We start from the raw sequence: 18993 nt of genomic DNA on the forward strand, positions 1-18993 counted from the left end.
TAAATATCATTTTTTTAACGTAATAATTCAGTTTATCTGACTAATGTTTTGAAGAATAAATCGCCGCTGGTTATTTAGCAGAAAACCCAATCCGGGTTGATCTACCCCAAAATTGGTATCTAAATATTATTATGAGCGAGATCAGTATTTTCTTTGTCGCTATCGCTGTATCATTTTATATATAGCGAAAATCAGGATACCAACATGATAAAGAAATTTGGCTACACGCTGTGGGTTGCCGGGCTGTTTTTGGTGTTTTCTAACGCCTGGGCGGCGCGTCAGGTGACCGACCAACTCGGGCGCACTGTAACGATTCCCGACCACGTTAATCGCGTGGTGGTGTTGCAACATCAAACCTTAAACCTTCTGGTGCAGTTGGATGCACAAGAGAACATCGTGGGTGTTCTTTCCAGTTGGAAGAAACAGCTGGGCGAGCATTATATGCGGCTGGCTCCGCGTCTGGCGGATTTGCCAATGCCGGGCGATCTCACGCAGGTCAATATTGAAAGCCTGCTGAAGCTGTCGCCGCAGGTGGTTTTTGTCGCTAACTATGCGCCGCCGGAAATGATTGCGCAGATTGAGCGGACGGGTATTCCCGTTGTGGCGATCTCGCTGCGTCAGGATCAGCCGGGAGAAGCCGACAAAATCAATCCTACGATGGGTGATGAAAACACGGCGTATAACGAAGGGCTTAAGGCAGGGATCCGGCTGATTGGTGACGTCGTTGAGCAGCAGAAACAGGCGGAAGCGCTGATCGACTATACGTTTACGCAGCGGCAAAACGTGAGTGCACGTCTGGCGTCTATTCCAGAAGAGAAACGAATCCGCGTGTATATGGCTAACCCTGATCTGACAACCTACGGTTCAGGAAAATATACCGGCCTGATGATGTCACACGCAGGGGCGCTGAATGTGGCGGCGGCATCGATAAAAGGCTTCAAACAGGTGTCGATTGAAAATGTGCTGGCCTGGAATCCAGAGGTAATTTTCGTGCAGGATCGCTATCCGGATGTCGTGAAACAGATCGTTAACGATCCGGCCTGGCAGGCGATTGAGGCGGTGAAACAGCATCGAGTGTATCTGATGCCGGAATACGCCAAAGCCTGGGGTTACCCGATGCCGGAAGCATTAGCGATTGGCGAACTGTGGATGGCGAAAAAGCTGTACCCTGAACGCTTTGCCGATATCGATATGCAAAAAGCCGCTGATGCGTATTACCAACGTTTCTACCGTATGGACTACCGTGCGGACGCCTCTGCGGCGCAATGAGTTATCGCACCTACCGGGTCACGCTGCTAACGGTGGTGGTGTCCACGCTGTTGATTGCCGTGTGCTCACTGGGGATAGGGCGTTTTAGCTTATCCCCGTGGCGCATTGTCCAGATCCTTGTCGAGCCGCTGTCTGGCAACAACCCGATTCTTGGGGATATCGAACGACAAGTGGTGTGGAGCGTGCGTTTACCCCGCGTGTTATTAGCCTGGTGTGCCGGCGCGGCGCTAGCGCTGAGCGGGGCCACGCTGCAAGGTGTTTTCCGTAATTCACTGGTCGATCCGCATATTATCGGCGTGTCCGCTGGCGCGGCCTTCGGCGGCACGCTGGCGATTCTATTAAGCTGGACGCCGCTGCTTTTGCTGCTGTCTGCGTTTACGTTCGGCATGCTCGCGCTCTTGCTGATTTTCATGATGGCCGCCGCATTTGGCAAACAGAACGTGCTGATCCTGATTCTGGCAGGCGTCATCCTCAGCGGCTTCTTTGGCGCACTGGTCAGTCTGATGCAATATCTGGCGGATACCGAAGAGAAGTTGCCGAGCATCGTTTTCTGGCTGCTGGGCAGCTTTGCTACCGCACACTGGAACTCGCTGATGACCATGGCGGTGCCGTTAGCCCTTGCGGGCGGACTGCTGCTGCGGCTGCGTTGGCACATCAATGTGTTGTCGATGGGCGAGCAGGACGCGCGTGCACTGGGTGTCGCTGTGCAGCCCTTGCGCTGGCTGATTTTGAGCTTGTGTGCCGCGATAGTCGCCGCGCAGGTGGCGGTCAGCGGCAGTATTGGCTGGATTGGACTGGTGATTCCCCATGTTGCACGCATGCTGGTGGGTGCCGATCATCGTCGTCTGCTGCCGGTGTCGCTGTGGCTGGGAGGCGGATTTATGGTGCTGGTGGACGATCTGGCGCGCAATCTCAGTGAAGCGGAAATTCCGCTGGGTATTCTGACGGCGCTACTTGGCGCACCACTTTTTGCCGTGCTGCTGTATAAAACACAGCGGCAGAGTAGAGGACGCTAGCATGCCGACCATCAGGCTATCGACGGAAGAATTGGTATATGGCTACCAACGGGGGCAGGGCTTTTTTTCACCGCTGAATTTGCGCTGTCAGGAAGGGGAAATTACGGCGATTCTGGGCGCGAACGGCAGGGGGAAAACGACGCTGCTGAATACGCTGATGGGGCATTTATCGCCGCTTTCTGGGACGATCCAGCGCGATGGACACATTGGTTTTGTGCCGCAGATATTCACACCGCCGTTTTCTTATAGCGTTCTGGATATGGTACTGATGGGGCGTGCGGCACGTGTTCGGCTGTTTGCCATGCCTTCTGCACATGACATTACCGTTGCCCGGAACGCGCTAACTATGCTGGGAATTGCACCCCTTGCCGATTGTGAGTTTAGCGCGTTGTCCGGCGGGCAGCGGCAGCTCGTCTTAATCGCGCGAGCGTTAGCTTCGGAGTGCCAGACGCTGATTCTGGACGAGCCGACGGCGGCGCTTGATGTGCAAAATCAGGCGCAGGTGCTGCGGTTATTGACGCATCTGGCTAAAACGCAGCGCTTGAGCATCCTGCTCACTACGCACGATCCTTCGCATGCGCTGGCCATTGCCGATCGGGCGCTGCTGCTGATGGATCATCAACACTATCTTTATGGCCGCAGTGATGAGGTTGTGACGGAGGATAACCTGTCGCAGCTGTATGGTATTCCGATGCGGCAGGTGTGCGTGGAAGCCGTGGCACAACCCTATTATGCGCTGATACCGATATTGACCATGACGGAGCCACCATGACCGATCCCCTTCGCCTGTATGCTGCGGGCAGCCTGCGTCTTGCATTTGCTCCGCTGTTGGCGACGTTCAGCGAACGTTATGCGGTGGACGTGATACCGACGTTTGGCCCGGCTGGGCTACTGAGTGAAAAAGTGATGCACGGTGACGCGGTGGATATTTTCGCCTCGGCAAACTGCGCGCACCCTTTACGCTTGAAAGCACTGGGGCTGGCGGAAGAAACCCGCGTGTTTACGCGCAACCACCTTTGTATTGTGATGCGTAATGTGCCGGAACTCACCACGCAATCGTGGCTGATGGCGCTCCTTGACCCACGTTTTGTGCTTTCAACTTCGACGCCTGGCAGCGATCCTGGTGGGGATTATGCGTTTGAGCTCTTTGATCGCATCGAACGTCTGCATCGAGGCTGGGGAAATCAGTTGCGCGACAAAGCGAAACCGCTGGTGGGCGGCGGGCTCGAACATGCCATTCCGGCTGGCATGACGGCGGGAAGTTACCTGATTCGGACTGGGCAGAGCGATATGCACATTGGCTATGTCAGCTATCTGCCGTTATTGCTCAATCAACCGGATCTACATGTGGTTCATTTACCCGATCCCTATCGCATTGATGCCGAGTACATGCTGGCTGTCATGAAGCCTGCCCGACGTGAGGCGCGGCTGCTGGCAAACTACCTTTTATCACCGGAAGGACAAGGCTTTCTGGTGAGCAAAGGATTTGCCTCGCGGTTTTCGTTGCAGAACGGGAGGTAAATCGGTCAACGATGGCGAACTCTGCTATGATTGCGGCATATCTGCGCCGCTTTTTAGCGCGGCGTCACCTTTCGTTATCTCGTCCTTGGTAGAGTAATCACTGTGAGTACAACCTCTTTTTCTTCCCTCGCGCTGCCCGCAGAGCAGTTATCCAATCTTAATGAACTGGGCTATACCGACATGACGCCCGTTCAGGCGGCGACGCTGCCGGCCGTTCTGAGCGGCGCAGACGTGCGGGCCAAGGCGAAAACCGGTAGCGGTAAAACGGCGGCATTCGGCATTGGGTTGCTGGATCGTATTGTCGTGAGCGACTTTACCACGCAGGCGCTGGTGCTGTGCCCGACGCGTGAGCTGGCCGATCAGGTCAGCAAAGAGCTGCGCCGTCTGGCTCGTTTTGCACAAAACATTAAGATTCTGACACTGTGCGGTGGTCAGCCGATGGGGCAACAGCTCGATTCGCTGGTTCACGCTCCGCATATTGTTGTCGGGACACCGGGACGTATTCAGGACCATTTGCGCAAGCAGTCGCTGTCTCTGGATAGCCTGAAAGTGCTGGTGCTGGATGAAGCGGATCGCATGCTGGACATGGGCTTCACTGACGCCATTGATGATGTTATTTCCTATACGCCGTCCGATCGCCAAACTCTGTTATTTTCCGCTACATATCCAGAAGAGATCGAACAGATCAGCTCGCGCGTTCAGCGTGAGCCGCAACGTTTTGAGATTGCAGATGGTGTGGAAGAGCCGGCTATTGAACAACGTTTCTATGAGACGACGAAAGATCAGCGTCTGCCGCTGTTGATTGCCATTTTGGGCCATTATCAGCCTGCGTCCTGCGTGGTGTTTTGTAATACCAAGCGTGACTGCCAGAGCGTATTTGACGCGCTGGACATGCGCGGGATTAGCGTATCCGCGCTGCATGGCGATCTGGAACAGCGCGATCGCGATCAGGTTCTGGTGCGTTTTGCTAACCGCAGCTGCCGTGTGCTGGTAGCAACCGACGTTGCCGCTCGCGGCCTCGATATCAAAGAGCTGGAGCTGGTGGTGAATTTTGAGCTGGCTTTCGACCCTGAAGTCCACGTTCACCGCATTGGCAGAACGGGTCGCGCGGGTACGAAAGGTCTTGCTGTCAGCCTGTGTACACCACAGGAAATGAACCGCGCTAACCTGATTGAAGACTATCTCGGTATGCGCATTAAATGGACATCGGCGGATGAAATTAGTCGCAGTGGTGAGGTTGCGCTCGAACCAGAGATGATGACGCTGTGCATTGATGGTGGCAGAAAAGCCAAAATTCGTCCCGGCGATATCCTCGGGGCGTTAACCGGTGATGCAGGACTAACGGCAGCGGAAGTCGGGAAAATTGATATGTTTCCGATGCATGCTTATGTCGCTATCCGTAAAGCTAGCGCTAAGCGCGCGTTGCAGCAGCTCCAGAAAGGCAAAATCAAAGGAAAAAGCTGCAAGGCCAGATTGTTAAAATAATCGATGGCTGATATACCAGACAGAAGGGGCTCGGGTAACTGACAGGGGTGTTAAGGGCGGATGCAGATAACAGAAATCGAGCAGCGGCTAACGGAAGTGAGCCAGAAGCTAACGATGGTGCTGGTGCCGGGATTGCGGGACAGCGATGACGAACACTGGCAAAGCCATTGGGAACGGCGTTTCCCTCACTGGCATCGTATACGCCAGCGGGAATGGTATCAGGCCGATCTGGATCGTTGGGTGTTGGCGATCCGCCGTGAGCTTAGCGTCTGTACTCAGCCCGTGATTCTGATCGGCCACAGCTTTGGCGCGCTGGCTTCCTGTCACGTGGTGCAGCAGGGTCAGGAAGGGATCGCTGGTGTGATGCTGGTGGCTCCTGCTGAGCCGATGCGCTTTGAGATTGACGATCGCATTCAGGCTGTATCTCTGTCGGTTCCATCGCTGACATTTGCCAGTCATAACGATCCGCTGATGAGTTTCACTCGCGCCCAATACTGGGCGCATGCGTGGAACAGTGAACTGGTTGATGTCGGTGAGGCGGGGCATATTAATGCAGAAGCGGGATTTGGTCCCTGGGAATATGGCCTGACAAGATTAACTGAGTTTTCGGAAGCACTCGTTGCTAATCGTTAATCGGCCAGTTTCCATCAAATAGTCATATTACAATATTAAGATAACGTTATATTTCTCTTTAATGCCAGGGCAATGAATAGCGTTGTCTTGGCATCTATTTTTTATTAAGCCAGCTCTTCCTGATCGCCTGAACCATGCAGCATTTCCTGAATCTGCTGATAAACTTCGGCGGCAGACAAATTGCTATATGACGTTTTGCTCTCGAAATGTAATACCTGTTCTCCATCTGAACCATGAAGTGCGCTTATTAATGCCAGATCTTCTTGCGTGATGCGCTGTCCGGTAAAGGCATCAAACATTTCAGAATTTCCATCCGGGTACTTAATCACGGAAATGAGCTTGCCGTTGTATAGAGGAATGCCCGTCGTCGCCAGCGAGTATTCGGCTGCGGCTTTCTGCTGTGCTTTGACTTGTTCAGACGGTTGGGTATCGTTTTCTGCAGCTGCACGTTTCTTTTGGGAAGATAGCGTGACTTTGGTGCTCTCGCTCGAGCCCGGCATATTTTGAGAATCTGAGTTTGTTGACGTGTCGGTTTTATTCCCCGGGCTGATAGCGGCAACCACAGTCGGGTTAGCCGCCGCGCCAATAGAAGGCATGGTTGCCGGGGTTGTCGCATTCACGAGTTGAATATCTGGAATCACCACAGTATAACTCCTTCTTATATCTACTTAATGCTGGTAATGGTTTTACCAGTGAGTTACTTCAGTGTGTTAAAACCACATACGTTAATACCGCAATCGTTGAAATTGAGGTCACCAACACAAGCAGGATAATTATCTTCCTGGGAAGACGGATCAATCTGCTGGGGATAACTTCCTATTATTCAACAATATGGCGTTAACGAAATGGTTCAGTGAGAACACGGTTAATGTAAAACAGTATTTATGCCAAACACTATTTATGCAAAATGCAATTGCATTAAAAAACACCCTATCGCAAAAGGTATCGGCTGTTTTTTCTGCTTCATTAATATCCAAAAGGCATAAGATTTAACTTTTTGATTACCAATCGTGCGAACTTATGTGACCAAATCTCTCCATTTTTAAAAAACAGAAAACTATCAGGGTATTAGCGTGAGGCAGTGATGACCCTTAGCCCATATGTGCTTACAAGTGCGGGGGAACGCGATACACTGTTTTCCCTGTCTTTTCCTCTGTTAAGAAGCGTTATGCCCAGTATTAAACTGACGGTTAACTATTTGTATCGGCAATCCGGTGAAACGCGCGAAGCCTCACAGGCAACAGCCCGCGTTTTTGTTGGTGATGAGCTCATTGCCACCGAGGTGATTACCGGGATGACGGAAAGCCCTGTCGAGAAGTATTTACACCACTCAGGGCGAGAAGCGCAGGCCGTGCGTGTCGAATGGGATTGCGAAGGTACAACAGCCATGGCGGTGTCAGAGGTGGAAATCTGTCCCTGCTGCCACCATGATTAGCCTGATATGCTAAGCCGTTTTTTGAATGATTCGACTTCATGATTGACACGCTAAAAACACAACGTGAGTTGCAGACAAACCAACGCATAAGCAACCTGACGTATGACGGGTAGACAAGGTGAATGTATGAGAGCAGCGGTATCAACCTTAATAGCCTGTGGACTATGGACGGCAGCATGGGGAGTGCAAGCCGGCTGGTATGTCGTGAGCAATTACGAAGGTCACATTGGACCTTATCCGGTGCATTTTTCATTGCAGAAATACAGTATTGACCAGGATAAGAATCTGCTTGGGAGCTACTTTTACGATAAATACAGAGCGCCGATCCCTCTGTATGGAAGGCTCTCGGAAACGTCGCTTGAAATCTGCGAAATCCATACCCCGCAGGACTATGATAAATATATCGTTCAGGGCGTTAAGTCCGACATCGATATGACGCACTGCCCGTTTAAATTGACTGAGGTGGGGGACGAACTCCGCGGCGAGTGGTCAAACGGAAAGGCGCGTTATGATGTTAGCCTGCGGCGCGTGGCATCCTTTGACGATAGCGAGCAGCCCGCCAAAGTCGAAGGGCAGGTCGATATTCCATTCTGGGGGCAAACGGCGACTCACAGTTTTGTCGGCGTGTATCAAAACAGTGATACAGGCATGGTTGTTGAGGGTATCAAGGCGATTAACAAGAAGAGCGGCAATGTCGATCAGCTTCTCCAGCCTGATTTTCAACAATGCCAGTTTGGCTTTTTCATGACTCCGGTTTATATGAATATTGAAAATGGCGGAGATAATCGCAGCATCATGCTGAACTGCTATTCCCATGGCGGAGGCGATATTCTGCTGGAATACCGTTTTGATGCGGCAAGCCAGCGTTATGATGTAGTCGGCGAGTAAAAATTCTAACGGATTAGGATCGTTAGCGATTTTTAATATATAAATTCTCTGCATTATTTTGCAGGCTAAATATATTGGTGTTCATTGTTGGAAATAAATGATTTTTATTTCCACTCCTTTCTTGTTAAAAATAATCCCGCCTTCATTTTTTTATCAATATTGTTTTTTATCTTCATTGTAACTGCAAGGGTACGAGTCCATAAAAGGGCTATTTTCTGCTAAAGGAGTGAAAATGCTTTCAGGAAAGAAAACGATCATGGCGATATCCATATTATGTGTCGCTTTTTCTGCGCATGCGGATAATTTCTCTAAGTTGGATCAAGCGCTACCGTCAGGTATTAATGCGCTTGCGATTGCGCCGGTATTTGATTTCGACAGTGATGGTTGTTTGCCCAGTGCCGGGTTTAGCCGAGGTGGGGTACAAAACGGTGGCTTGAAGCCGACAGGAAGCCTGACGGGTGGGTGCCGATGGGGTAACTTTCTCGAGTCGTCAAATACATTACACCGATATGCCTGTGTTGATTCCGGTGGTGCTCGCTATTGTGGTAGCTTCTATGCGCTCTATTTCTTAAAAGATCAGGTGTTGGGTGGTTTGAAAACCGGCCATCGTCATGACTGGGAGCATGTTGCCATCTGGACTAAAAACGGGGCGGTAACACACGGTAGCTTCAGTGCGCACGGCAAACTGACGACAGAAGCCGCAGCGAATATCGATAAGCAAGGCGGCCGCCTGAAATTCGTGTACCATAAAGACGGAGCGTTGACGCATGCTTTCCGATTTGCCAAAACGAATGAACAAGCAGAAAACCCTTACGGCAACTTTGTGACGCCGGATATTGTCAGCTGGTATGCGATGTCGGGTGACGGTATCAGTAACGAAGAGCTGCGTAACCGATTAAATGCGTTTGACTACGGTTCTGCCTCGATTCCGCTTAAAGACAGTAATTTCCTGACTAACCTGAATAATGGCCGACCGGCCGGTTATCCAGAATTTACGGCTGCCAGTCTAACCGCGTCGAAATAATTATCATAAGAGAGGTATAGTCATATATACCTCTCTCTACTTGTCCTTGGAATGATGCCAACCTCATTACACTATCTTTTATATTAGGACATTCAGCGTGCATCATCCATTCAGGAAAATATAAGGTTCACCTTTTTATTCCGGTGATATGGGCATTTTTATACGGTGATGCGTTTAGCTTTTTGTTCGCTTCTCGTCGAACTGTTCATGGCAATATTCATCATTGATGTCGTCCACGATCACCAGTGCTGTTAGTGCAACATTGCGGAGGGTTTCAAGTTCGGTTGAATCATCGCAACTGGTCATTAGATCAATAATTCCACGGAGCATGGTCAGTTTTACTTCGATCCCTTTCTTCACTTACCTGCCTCCTGTTCCAACGATTCGCGGGCTTCAACATGGATATCGCTGACGATACCGATAGGCGCGGTGAGTTGAGAGGAAAGAACTATAGAGGGGTGAGTCATTTACTATCTCCTGTAGGGGGTTGCGGTCTACAGGAGAATTGTGTCAATGCTAAGTCGCTGGTGGGGTAATCTTACAAAGAGAAAATGCAATATTACGATTTATTCTATTTCGGACAGCCAGTTTTCGATGGTGACTCCGCTAGGACAGTAAAGGCTTTTTGCCTCCAGATCGATTCTAATTTGTGCCATCTTTCCATCGATATGTTTTCTTGGATTTTCAGCGACATCCACGCCATACATCACCGTGAGGAGATTTTTAATAAACTTGGCTTGAGCATTCTCAGTTTTCTTTGACTGTTTTGGTGTTTTTGTCACTGGAGTCGCATTGAGCACCTCAACTAACTTATCCAGGTTGGCCGTTCGTGCAACAAAATAGATATCATCTGGCACGGATGGCGCGGGGATATATCTCATGTGGGCCTCTGCATCCCACATGCTAATCGTGCTGAGTTTTTTGAATATGTCGATAATGCTATTGAAGGCTGGATGATTGGCATCCCCGGCGGCTTCCGCGGCTCGGTAAAGCTCCTCAATTTCATCGTCAACATCGATAAAATGCTGGAGCTGGTAAAGACCTGATGGGCCAGCAGAGATGGTTACACCTCGAATGAGGTTCTGCTTTCTTGATGGCTTGGGAAGCCCAAGGCTCTTACAGTATTGTTCTTCAGCAAATAAGCGCTCAATACCTAACAGTGGCGTGTCTTGGACCCCACTCAGGCTTGTTATCTCATTGCTTGTTGCGATAGCAAAGTCTATTTCACGATCTGGGGAGAATGATTCACCGATATACACCCCCCAGTTTTCACGCACATACACTTCCACATTCGTAGCAGTTTCAGCCATTTTTACTCTTTTTATTTCAACCTTTTTGGCGATCTTAGGTGACTGTAGGTTTACTGATAAAATCAGATGCCCATCCAGAGCAAATCGTAAAATATCTGTTATGGCCACTTGCTCATTAATTTTTCTTTCGAGGTATTTCGCTGACTCGTCGAGACTGAGCCATTTCCGTAAATTGTTCAACTTTGACAAAGGTGTTCCCCGTTACCTTCCCCCCTATTTTTCAACTGGCGCCAACCGACGAGGTATCGGCTTTTGGAACGACCCTAGATGCCAGTTTAGCTATTCTATCATGCAGTTACTGCTTGGCATTACTTGATGTTTGTTTCCCCAAATAAACTAGGCGTGTATTTTCGCCGTTCTTTTGGACGCTCATCGAATCGGTATAGTATTAAGATATTTCCCAACGTCCATGCGGATATTGAGCGCAGTTGTAGGTGCAGCGAATAGAAGGTTTATCAAGGTGGGCAAGCTGAGTGTCAATCCATGCGATATTAGTATCGTGGAAGTCGTACCGGGGGCTGACTGACCTTATCTGGCGGCACACATTCAGTGTGCCGCTACAAAAAATATCCTGCAGGATAAAAGATGGAAATGTGTTAATGCTATTCAGCGTTTGCTGGTTATTCGAATTTGTACTGTGAACAGGATGGAAACCACCACGAAACCGACCGCCGCGTATAACACGGTTGCATAACCCCAATGTAGGTAGAGTGCACCAAAAAGCGTATTCCCGATAAAGACGGCTAAATAGGTAACCGCACTGTTAAGCCCCATGATTGCACCGCGTTTCGACGTATCGGTTGTGTTTAATCCGGTGATCAGTAAATTGACACAGAGGTGGTTAGCGGTGCCAAGAAAAAGCATCAGGATGCAGATAACGGGCAGGCTATTTCCTGACAGAGCGAAAGCCAGGTACACCGAGGCTACCGTAAGGAATGAGGCTGGCATAGCCACTTTGGGATTCACTTTGCTTATCATCGCATCCAGAAAAGCCGCTGAGCCAAAACCGATACCGTAGCAAAGTGCAATCAGGCCGTTAGCACTGAGCGGCTGATGCAGTTCATTATAGAGATAATCCCCTAGATAGCCGTAAACCCCATAGAAGGCGGTCATGAACCCGCTGCACGCAGCCAATAACGGTTTCACGCCGGGCACGCCCAGAGCTACAAGCGGCGATAATGAGACCCGCGTGATATTTTCATCTTGGTTACTCAGACGGGAAAGGATGACGATAGCCAAAACGGCAAGTGCGCCGATCCCCAGATAAACGACACGCCAGTGAAACTGTTCTGCCAGAATCGACGCGAGTGAAACGCCAGCGACAAGGCTTAATGTCCAACCGGTAAGAACGACGCCCGTTGTTTTACTTTCCAACCCTCTGGGAGCGATAGCCGCGGCGGTGGTGTAAATCGCCGGAATCGCCACGCCGGATGCAATACCGGCAATGAGCTGGCTGGCTATCAGCCATTCGACGGAAGAAACACTCGCGCTGGAAAGCAAGGCAACGACCAGCAGGAGCATCGCGTTCTTTAACATCCTAAAAGCGCCGAATCGATCGATATATCGTGCCAGAAACAGGGCGCTTAGCGCCGTTCCCAGACCAAATGCGGCCGACGCCAGCATGACTGATTGTGCGGTGCTCTTGAACGATGTGGCTATCTCGGGAGCGATGGGGCCCAGGAGTAACGAATTGGATCCAATCACGCCGATACAAAACGTCAGGACATAAGCCGCACCAGGGACACGAAGCGTACGCGAGTTGGCATGACATTCGGCATGTTGATGTTGTGACATTGAAATTTCACTTTTTGCTTAATATGATTCGGGGAAAATACTATTAACCAAACAAAATTCGTTTTAAACAAGGAATGAGAGAATGAAAATAAATAAAGATGACATTAAGCAAAAAGTCATTCCTACACGGGATATTGATGCAACTGACCGAAGATTATTAAGGGAATTGGTTGATGATGCCACGTTGAGCTATGCCGAACTGGGGGAAAAGGTTGCGCTTTCAGCGCCCGCTGCGCATGAACGGGTCAAGCGGCTTCGGCGCGACGGCGTGATACGAAAAACAGTCGCGTTGCTCGATCCTGTCGCGATAAAAAAGAATCTTCTGGCATTTGTGCACGTTGACACCAGCGGCTGGGGCGTTTCATCAGAACTGATGGAGATAACGCGCAATTCTGATGTTGAAGAGGTGCATTCGGTTGCTGGCGATGCGGCACTGATCCTCAAGATCCGCACGGAAGACGCGCAGTCGCTGGAAAAGCTCCTGTTTCAGCTTTACGCGGTGCCGGGCGTGAGCTCAACGCGTTCGTATATTGTGCTGTCTACCTATCTTGAGCGCCCTGTACAGCCAAGTGATAGCTGATTCGCTGACGATTTGGCTGGGTCACGTCGGGTAAACTGAGCGAGAGGTTTATAGTCAGGCCATTGCTAAAACAGTAGTCAATAGCCTGAAGCAATATCGGTGTGACTATCACCCCTCACTTGGATCTAAACTGGATATTTGTTCACTCATCGTTGCATTATGGCAGCGATAAGTATGAATCTGTTCTTTAAGTGAAAGATTATTCGTCTCTAAGGATTCGGCATTGCCGCATTTTTTATTTCTTTCCTTAACCCATGTTGCTTGAGATGCGTGGAATTTACTCTTTATGTCTTCAGGTGCGTCTTCTAATATTCCATAGACGTCGGTGAAAAAGAAAAGATATTGTTCCTTTTCACTTTCAAGCGTTTTCTCTTGTGCGGTTTTTGTGATTTTTTCGGCATTTTCACTGAGCCAGGCAACGGCATAAATCGCTCTGGATAGGGCATCATAGGATTTTTTTTCTACTTTTATTTCCTTTTCATGCTCGAGAATACTGATATCGTAGGCAAAGGACGGAATGACGATCTTGTCATCGCTGAGCCTATTACCTTTGCTTTCCCCTGTTTTAGTAAAAAGGTTATTGCTAATTTTATCCATTTCAACCTTTGTGTACAAAAGATCGTCTTCATTAAGAATGATGTCGATGATCTCCTGACTTACGGGAATTTCAACCCGCAGGCTACACGAGAATGCTTTTCCCCAGCGTGGCTGAGTTGATATTTTAGAATAAATCACGTTCACCGTATCAACAGATTGAGAAGGGGACTTATAGAACATTTCTTTTGCACGATCGGCAAACGTTTTTTTAACGGCTTCAACCGCGTTGGGATCGCTGCATTGAAAGTCGTCCTTTGCATACGCTGACGTACAAGTAAGGATAATTCCAATCATGACATAGATGAGCTTTTTCATTTCTTGTCCTTGTTTTCAGTCAACCCAAGCTGTACCAGCCTTTCCCTGGTCATCTGCTGTTGGCAGGTATAAATTGTTGCTTGATCTTTCAATGAACGGTTGTTATTCGCGACAGTTTCTATTGCACCGCATTTTTTATTTTTGTTTTTTATCCACTGCCGTGCATCTTCTTTCAACTGCCCCTTAATATAATCAGGCAGGTTACTCCAGTAAGCATTTAGCGCACTATCAGCCTCTCTGAATTCGACAATGGCTTTAATATATTTAAAACGTGGTGATTGTTCTTCCAGTCTTGCGGCATTTTCTTGTAACCAGGCCAAGCCATAAAGTGTGCGTGAGACTGACTCATCGTGTGGATACATAATATTGGTTTCTTGCTGATTATCAGCAATATGAACATTATAATAAACACGGTCTAATGCGATGTATTCATCGCCTTTTTTGTGTGGGGGGATGTTAAGAAGGTAAATGCTCTTTGCTTTAGGATCTCCATTTTCCAGAATAGGATAATATTTTAAAAAAATTAACACGTCGGATGGGATTTTTATCTTGGCTTTGCCAAAGCAGCTTAAGTTATTTTTTGTTTTAAGCTTTGTGATAATGATGTCATATTCAAATTCAATTCTTTTAATTGTCTCTAAAGATACGCGATCGCTGATGGGTTGTGCTTTCTCTTGATCTTCTTTGATTAACGACTGAATAACAAGTGGACTACGACACACAAGATTATTTGCGTTAACATAGTGTGATGAAAGTATTATCAACAATAGCGATTTTATTATGATTTTTATCATTTTCAATTCCATTGAAATCATGTCAGCAGGACGCGCAGATTCGTTTATCTGAAGATGAGTAGGCGTTGGCACTGACCATCTTATAGCCGCCATTTATATTTGAGAATTGATAGATATAGGTTCGCTCACCTGCTTCTTGTTCAAGGTCTGGTGTCTCTTGGTTAATGAGTTTTGTGACTAGCCCTTTGAGGCCAGGAGGAGAAACGATGTCCATCTGTATATTAATGATGCCTGATGACAACATATAATAATTCATGACGAAGACCGATCCTGCATCCGTGTAGGATTTTTCAAAATATTTTTCTGACGGCGGTAGGTTTTTTATTTCTTGCAGAAATGAAATAAAAGCCGCTTTTCCATTTGAACCATTGAAGATAAAGCTGGCGTCAGATTCCATTTTTGGCATTATTTCGTTGTTTTTATAACTGACTTTATCTTTTTTCGCTATGCTTACACCATAGCTAGCGGGAATAAAATAGGAATTAGTGAGTTCAATAAATTGGTTATAGTCTTTTTGTGATAATTTACTTTTTTGCAACACATTGGTGAAATCTGTCACAAAAATGGGGAAATCTTGCGCATATGCTCCGCTGGCGAGAGGAAGGAAAAGAAAAGGTAAAATGACGCTTTTTATATAACTCCGTTTCATAATAAACACGCATTCCTTACAAATAGTGAATAAATCCTCTTGATATTATAAGGTTATTCATGGTTGTAAGTATATATTGTTTGTTATTCAAACGGTTGTTGGCGCTTTACGGGGCGGCGTTTCATTTTTAATGCAATATCATCGTTATCAACGATCTTAAAACCTACGCGTTGGTAGAGGGTTATTGCTCTATTGCCGTTCAAAACACTCAGCGTCACGGGGACGTTGGCTTCGTCCGCCTGCCGCAGGAATGTGTGTAATAGCCACGCCGCGATACCTTGTCCCTGATAGGCTGGCAAAATCTGGATTTGTATAATGGTCCATTCGTTAGCGCCTTTGTACCGTTTGAATAACCCCATACGTTCAGATCCCATCAGCACAATATACGCGTCGTTATAATGATATTTGATTCGCTGCCAGTGCGCCGAATCATCAGCAATAACGCCGGCCCTGTGAAGGTGCTCGTCCATCGTTGCACGACGAAGTTTGAACAGGAACTGTTCATCTTCCGGCGTAGCTGGACGAAGCGTGATATTGCGCCATTCCATATAGCCTCCGTATCGTGAGATGAATGTTGTGTGAGTATTCCCCTCTATATTGACAAAATCAGGTAAGTACCATCAAATAATCTTCAGGAATACATATAAATCAAGGAAATAAGTATGAGGTATTTAGGTTTAACGCTGGTTTGTTGCGCGGTTATTTTCTCGCCATTTTCCCTTGCCGTCGATGTGTCTACAGTTTATGGCAGAATTCAAATTGTTGATTATAACGAAGACTATAGAGTGCGGATTGTCGACTCGCGCGAGCACCTAAGAGTGCAGGAAGTCACCGCATTCGCTAACCGCCCGGGGAAATGGGAAATTGTTGATAATTTTCCTGATTTTAAGATTAAAATTGTCGACGTTCACCCTGATTTCGAAATTAGACTCGTCGATAACTTTCCCGGCCCAACCCGACGATAAGCTGCATTCTTATGCAGGCAACCCTCAAATGCCTGCATATCGCCCATCGCTTCACTTCCTGCCGCTGTTGCTCACATCACTATTTCCTGTTGGCTCGGTGCTGTACCAACAAATATGCGCAGATGTTGGTACGACATCGTCGTTTGTAGCTAACAGTGTGAATGATTTAATTTTATGATTTTATAAGGAAAAGTTGGATTCTCTAGGCGCTTCGAGACATGTGAATGGTGTCCCCAGCAGGAATCGAACCTGCAACTAGCCCTTAGGAGGGGCTCGTTATATCCATTTAACTATGGAGACATGAAGCCCCGCTATTATACGCATTTTCGCTCTGAGAATAAGCACTTAACGGCGCGTTTGCTCAAAGTGTCGGCAATCAGCGTTTCTGCCGATGCTCTTTTCCCTCATTCTCATGCGCCTTTTGACGTTTACCGTGCGATGAACGACTCATGTCGTTGCGGATTTGTGCGTGGCTGATGAGTGCGAAAATAAAGGTACCGCCGATGATATTCCCCGCCAGCGTGGGCAGAGCAAACGGCCAGATGAAGTCATGCCACGGTATGTGGCCAATAAACACCAGATAGAAAATCTCTGAGGCACCGGCCACGATGTGGGTGAGGTTACTGAAGGCAATCATCCAGGTCATGATGATGATAATCCACAGCTTGGCGGAGTAGGCGCGCGGCAGCATCCAAACCATAGTGGCAATAATCCAGCCAGAGACGACGGCGTTGGCGAACATCTCCGTTGGTGAGTGCTTCATGACTTTCATGGCGATGTCGACTAACGCTTCCCGCGTTTCGCCATCAAAAACGGGCATGTAGGTAAAGGCGAGGGCGGCCAAGGCTGTGCCGATCAGGTTGCCAGCCAGCACGACAAACCATAATCGACCGAGCAGGTAGACATTGCTGCGCGTGGGCTTATGCATGATGGGAAGTACGGCCGTGACGGTGTTTTCGGTGAACAGCTGCTGGCGTGCCATGATGACAATCACAAAGCCGATGGTGTAACCGAAGCACTCCAGCAGAAAGCCGCCGGGTACGCCAACCAGATGGTTGTGGAGCATACCGACCGCCATGAATGAGGTTCCCATGGAGATCCCTGCTGCAATCGCCGACCACAGTAACGCCATTGCATCACGTTCCAGCTCCTTTTGCCCTTCCTGACGAATCTCTTCATGGATCGCCGCGGCGGGGGAAGGCAAGCGATCTTCATCTACATCGATCGCTTTTCCCTGCGTGCTTTCCTCACTCTCTACCGCCACGTCCTTGTCTTTCTCTTACCGGATTTGTCTGGATTCTGAAGGTGGATTCATAGTGATTCTCTCGACGAGTGGGCTGGTTGTTGTCTGGCTAACGGTACTGACGTTGAGGGGCAATCACCGACAACCCCGATGATAAGCGTAGTTAGTTTTTACAACATGGGATGGCGCGGCGCGACTCACTGGTTTAGGCTGGCGGTGCTATGCTGTGAGGGGAACAAGGGAATACCGTACTGTCGCCCACGCTGGAGCGTGTGTCGCAACGATGCCGCGTATTGTCCCCATAAGAAAAATGGCAAACCTCTGAAAATGCAGTAATACGTAAGCCAACGTAGCGATGGAGCGATAAAATGTTACACTGTTGGCCGATATCCCGTCCTTGTCGCTCAGCCTGATAGGCTGGGGCTGATACTGGGAATACCCATTTTCGGTCGCGGGTATAGCACACTATAAATCAGGGAGAACAGATATGAATTACCGCCTGAGTGGGGTGGTGTTTGCCAGCGTGTTACTGATCGGCTGCGCCAGTTCCGGGGATCGAGCTCAAGAAGGACGTTCTGATCCGCTTGAAGGCTTTAACCGTACCATGTTCAGCTTTAACTATGACGTTCTGGATCCTTATCTGGTGCGTCCTGCGGCTGTGGCCTGGCGCGATTATGTGCCGACGCCCGCGCGTAACGGACTAGGGAACTTCTTCAGCAACCTGGAAGAGCCTGCAACGATGGTGAACTACTTCGTTGAAGGTAAGCCGTATAAAGCGATGATTCACTTTAACCGCTTCTTCCTGAATACCTTGCTCGGGATGGGCGGCCTGATTGACGTGGCCTCAATGGCGAACCCGAAACTGGCGAAAGAAGAGTCTCGTCGCTTTGGTAGCACATTGGGTCATTATGACGTGGGCTACGGGCCTTATCTGGTGGTACCCGGCTACGGCAGCGTGACACCTCGTGAAGACGGCGGTGGCGTAGTGGATACGTTGTATCCGATGCTGAGCTATCTGACGTTCTGGATGTCCGCGGGTAAATGGGCTATCGAAGGGCTGGAAACGCGAGCACAGCTGTTGGATTCCGACGGTCTGCTGCGTAACTCTTCCGATCCTTACCTGATGATGCGTGAAGCCTACTTCCAGCGGCATGATTTCCTTGCCAGTGATGGACAACTTACCCCGCAGAAGAACCCGAATGCGGCAGCGATTGAAGACTCGCTCGACGAGATCGATTCAGCGAAATAGTGTCGCGTCACATCGCTCATTTCACAGGCACCTGCGGGTGCCTTTTGCTTTTATAAAACACTGCTAAACTTACTTTTACCATGATGATTCTGTGGTTTGTTTCTTAAAAGTTATTACTTTGTTGTCCATTTATTTACTTACTAAAATTTATTTCCTTTCGTCAGATAACAATAATGCTACGTCGTTAACCGCTACCGCTGCCCATCCTGGTTGAAATGTGTCTGCA

The 18993-nt window shown here is 48.7% G+C and carries 21 protein-coding genes and 1 tRNA gene; 12 read left to right on the plus strand and 10 right to left on the minus strand.

What is annotated here, in order from left to right; genetic code table 11:
- Positions 1–204: 204 nt before the first annotated feature.
- The 6 genes from MYB54_RS06705 (at position 205) to MYB54_RS06730 (ending at position 5924) form a co-directional block, all read left to right on the plus strand.
- Positions 205–1269, plus strand: a complete 1065-nt coding sequence (locus tag MYB54_RS06705) for an ABC transporter substrate-binding protein (protein WP_014916090.1) — start codon at positions 205–207, stop codon at positions 1267–1269.
- On the plus strand, positions 1266–2285 hold the full coding sequence (locus tag MYB54_RS06710) for a FecCD family ABC transporter permease (RefSeq protein ID WP_014916089.1): 1020 nt from the start codon (positions 1266–1268) through the stop codon (positions 2283–2285). Before MYB54_RS06705 ends, MYB54_RS06710 begins: the two co-directional genes overlap by 4 nt.
- Before the next feature lies 1 nt (position 2286).
- Complete coding sequence (locus tag MYB54_RS06715; RefSeq protein WP_014916088.1) at positions 2287–3057, plus strand: ABC transporter ATP-binding protein; 771 nt, start codon at positions 2287–2289, stop codon at positions 3055–3057.
- Positions 3054–3806: a molybdate ABC transporter substrate-binding protein gene (locus MYB54_RS06720; RefSeq protein WP_014916087.1), complete on the plus strand. Its 753-nt coding sequence runs from the start codon at positions 3054–3056 to the stop codon at positions 3804–3806. The genes MYB54_RS06715 and MYB54_RS06720 overlap by 4 nt, the downstream gene beginning before the upstream one ends.
- A 102-nt stretch (positions 3807–3908) precedes the next feature.
- The gene (dbpA, locus tag MYB54_RS06725; RefSeq protein ID WP_014916086.1) at positions 3909–5291 is read left to right on the plus strand and encodes an ATP-dependent RNA helicase DbpA; all 1383 of its coding nucleotides are present in this window, start codon (positions 3909–3911) and stop codon (positions 5289–5291) included.
- 60 nt (positions 5292–5351) lie between these two features.
- Positions 5352–5924 carry an alpha/beta hydrolase gene (locus MYB54_RS06730; RefSeq protein ID WP_014916085.1) on the plus strand — a complete coding sequence of 191 codons (573 nt, stop codon included), beginning with the start codon at positions 5352–5354 and terminating at the stop codon, positions 5922–5924.
- 104 nt (positions 5925–6028) lie between these two features.
- Here the strand turns inward: MYB54_RS06730 and MYB54_RS06735 are convergent, their stop codons facing one another.
- Complete coding sequence (locus MYB54_RS06735; protein ID WP_014916084.1) at positions 6029–6568, minus strand: hypothetical protein; 540 nt, start codon at positions 6566–6568, stop codon at positions 6029–6031.
- A 524-nt stretch (positions 6569–7092) separates the two neighbouring features.
- Here MYB54_RS06735 and MYB54_RS06740 point away from each other — a divergent pair.
- From MYB54_RS06740 to MYB54_RS06750, 3 genes are all read left to right on the plus strand, one after another.
- Positions 7093–7359 carry a hypothetical protein gene (locus tag MYB54_RS06740; RefSeq protein ID WP_014916083.1) on the plus strand — a complete coding sequence of 89 codons (267 nt, stop codon included), beginning with the start codon at positions 7093–7095 and terminating at the stop codon, positions 7357–7359.
- Between the two features lie 126 nt (positions 7360–7485).
- Positions 7486–8247 (plus strand): hypothetical protein, encoded by a 762-nt coding sequence (locus MYB54_RS06745; protein WP_205543626.1) that lies wholly within the window; start codon positions 7486–7488, stop codon positions 8245–8247.
- Between the two features lie 232 nt (positions 8248–8479).
- Entirely contained in the window at positions 8480–9271 is a 792-nt protein-coding gene (locus MYB54_RS06750; protein WP_014916081.1) for an NPP1 family protein, read from the plus strand.
- Positions 9272–9445: 174 nt separating this feature from the next.
- Here the strand turns inward: MYB54_RS06750 and MYB54_RS06755 are convergent, their stop codons facing one another.
- The 3 genes from MYB54_RS06755 to MYB54_RS06770 form a co-directional block, all read right to left on the minus strand.
- On the minus strand, positions 9446–9631 hold the full coding sequence (locus MYB54_RS06755) for a hypothetical protein (RefSeq protein WP_039502988.1): 186 nt from the start codon (positions 9629–9631) through the stop codon (positions 9446–9448).
- Positions 9632–9837: 206 nt separating this feature from the next.
- Entirely contained in the window at positions 9838–10770 is a 933-nt protein-coding gene (locus MYB54_RS06760; RefSeq protein ID WP_248721704.1) for a hypothetical protein, read from the minus strand.
- A gap of 417 nt (positions 10771–11187) precedes the next feature.
- Entirely contained in the window at positions 11188–12375 is a 1188-nt protein-coding gene (locus tag MYB54_RS06770; RefSeq protein WP_248721705.1) for an MFS transporter, read from the minus strand.
- 82 nt (positions 12376–12457) lie between these two features.
- Between MYB54_RS06770 and MYB54_RS06775 the strand changes: the two genes are divergently transcribed.
- Complete coding sequence (locus MYB54_RS06775) at positions 12458–12955, plus strand: Lrp/AsnC family transcriptional regulator (RefSeq protein ID WP_248721706.1); 498 nt, start codon at positions 12458–12460, stop codon at positions 12953–12955.
- Positions 12956–13063: 108 nt separating this feature from the next.
- Here MYB54_RS06775 and MYB54_RS06780 read toward each other — a convergent pair whose 3' ends face one another.
- The 4 genes from MYB54_RS06780 to MYB54_RS06795 all read right to left on the minus strand — a co-directional run bounded on the left by MYB54_RS06780 (position 13064) and on the right by MYB54_RS06795 (position 15858).
- On the minus strand, positions 13064–13867 hold the full coding sequence (locus MYB54_RS06780; protein ID WP_248721707.1) for a hypothetical protein: 804 nt from the start codon (positions 13865–13867) through the stop codon (positions 13064–13066).
- Complete coding sequence (locus MYB54_RS06785) at positions 13864–14661, minus strand: lysozyme inhibitor LprI family protein (protein WP_248721708.1); 798 nt, start codon at positions 14659–14661, stop codon at positions 13864–13866. Before MYB54_RS06785 ends, MYB54_RS06780 begins: the two co-directional genes overlap by 4 nt.
- Before the next feature lie 22 nt (positions 14662–14683).
- Positions 14684–15310: a hypothetical protein gene (locus MYB54_RS06790; RefSeq protein ID WP_014916074.1), complete on the minus strand. Its 627-nt coding sequence runs from the start codon at positions 15308–15310 to the stop codon at positions 14684–14686.
- 83 nt (positions 15311–15393) lie between these two features.
- The gene (locus tag MYB54_RS06795) at positions 15394–15858 is read right to left on the minus strand and encodes a GNAT family N-acetyltransferase (protein WP_104212438.1); all 465 of its coding nucleotides are present in this window, start codon (positions 15856–15858) and stop codon (positions 15394–15396) included.
- A 114-nt stretch (positions 15859–15972) separates the two neighbouring features.
- Between MYB54_RS06795 and MYB54_RS06800 the strand changes: the two genes are divergently transcribed.
- Positions 15973–16275: a 7(1) septoil knot domain-containing protein gene (locus tag MYB54_RS06800; protein WP_104212439.1), complete on the plus strand. Its 303-nt coding sequence runs from the start codon at positions 15973–15975 to the stop codon at positions 16273–16275.
- Between the two features lie 225 nt (positions 16276–16500).
- Here MYB54_RS06800 and MYB54_RS06805 read toward each other — a convergent pair.
- Together MYB54_RS06805 and MYB54_RS06810 are read right to left on the minus strand one after the other, a co-directional pair.
- Positions 16501–16575: transfer RNA gene (locus MYB54_RS06805), tRNA-Arg, on the minus strand.
- A gap of 76 nt (positions 16576–16651) precedes the next feature.
- Positions 16652–17539 (minus strand): formate/nitrite transporter family protein, encoded by an 888-nt coding sequence (locus tag MYB54_RS06810; RefSeq protein WP_248721709.1) that lies wholly within the window; start codon positions 17537–17539, stop codon positions 16652–16654.
- Between the two features lie 466 nt (positions 17540–18005).
- Here MYB54_RS06810 and mlaA point away from each other — a divergent pair, with 466 nt between their 5' ends.
- Complete coding sequence (gene mlaA / locus MYB54_RS06815; RefSeq protein WP_014916070.1) at positions 18006–18767, plus strand: phospholipid-binding lipoprotein MlaA; 762 nt, start codon at positions 18006–18008, stop codon at positions 18765–18767.
- The last annotated feature ends 226 nt before the right edge of the window (positions 18768–18993 follow it).

It is taken from the genome of Pectobacterium nicotianae (genome assembly GCF_023272715.1).
Taxonomy (GTDB): domain Bacteria; phylum Pseudomonadota; class Gammaproteobacteria; order Enterobacterales; family Enterobacteriaceae; genus Pectobacterium; species Pectobacterium brasiliense.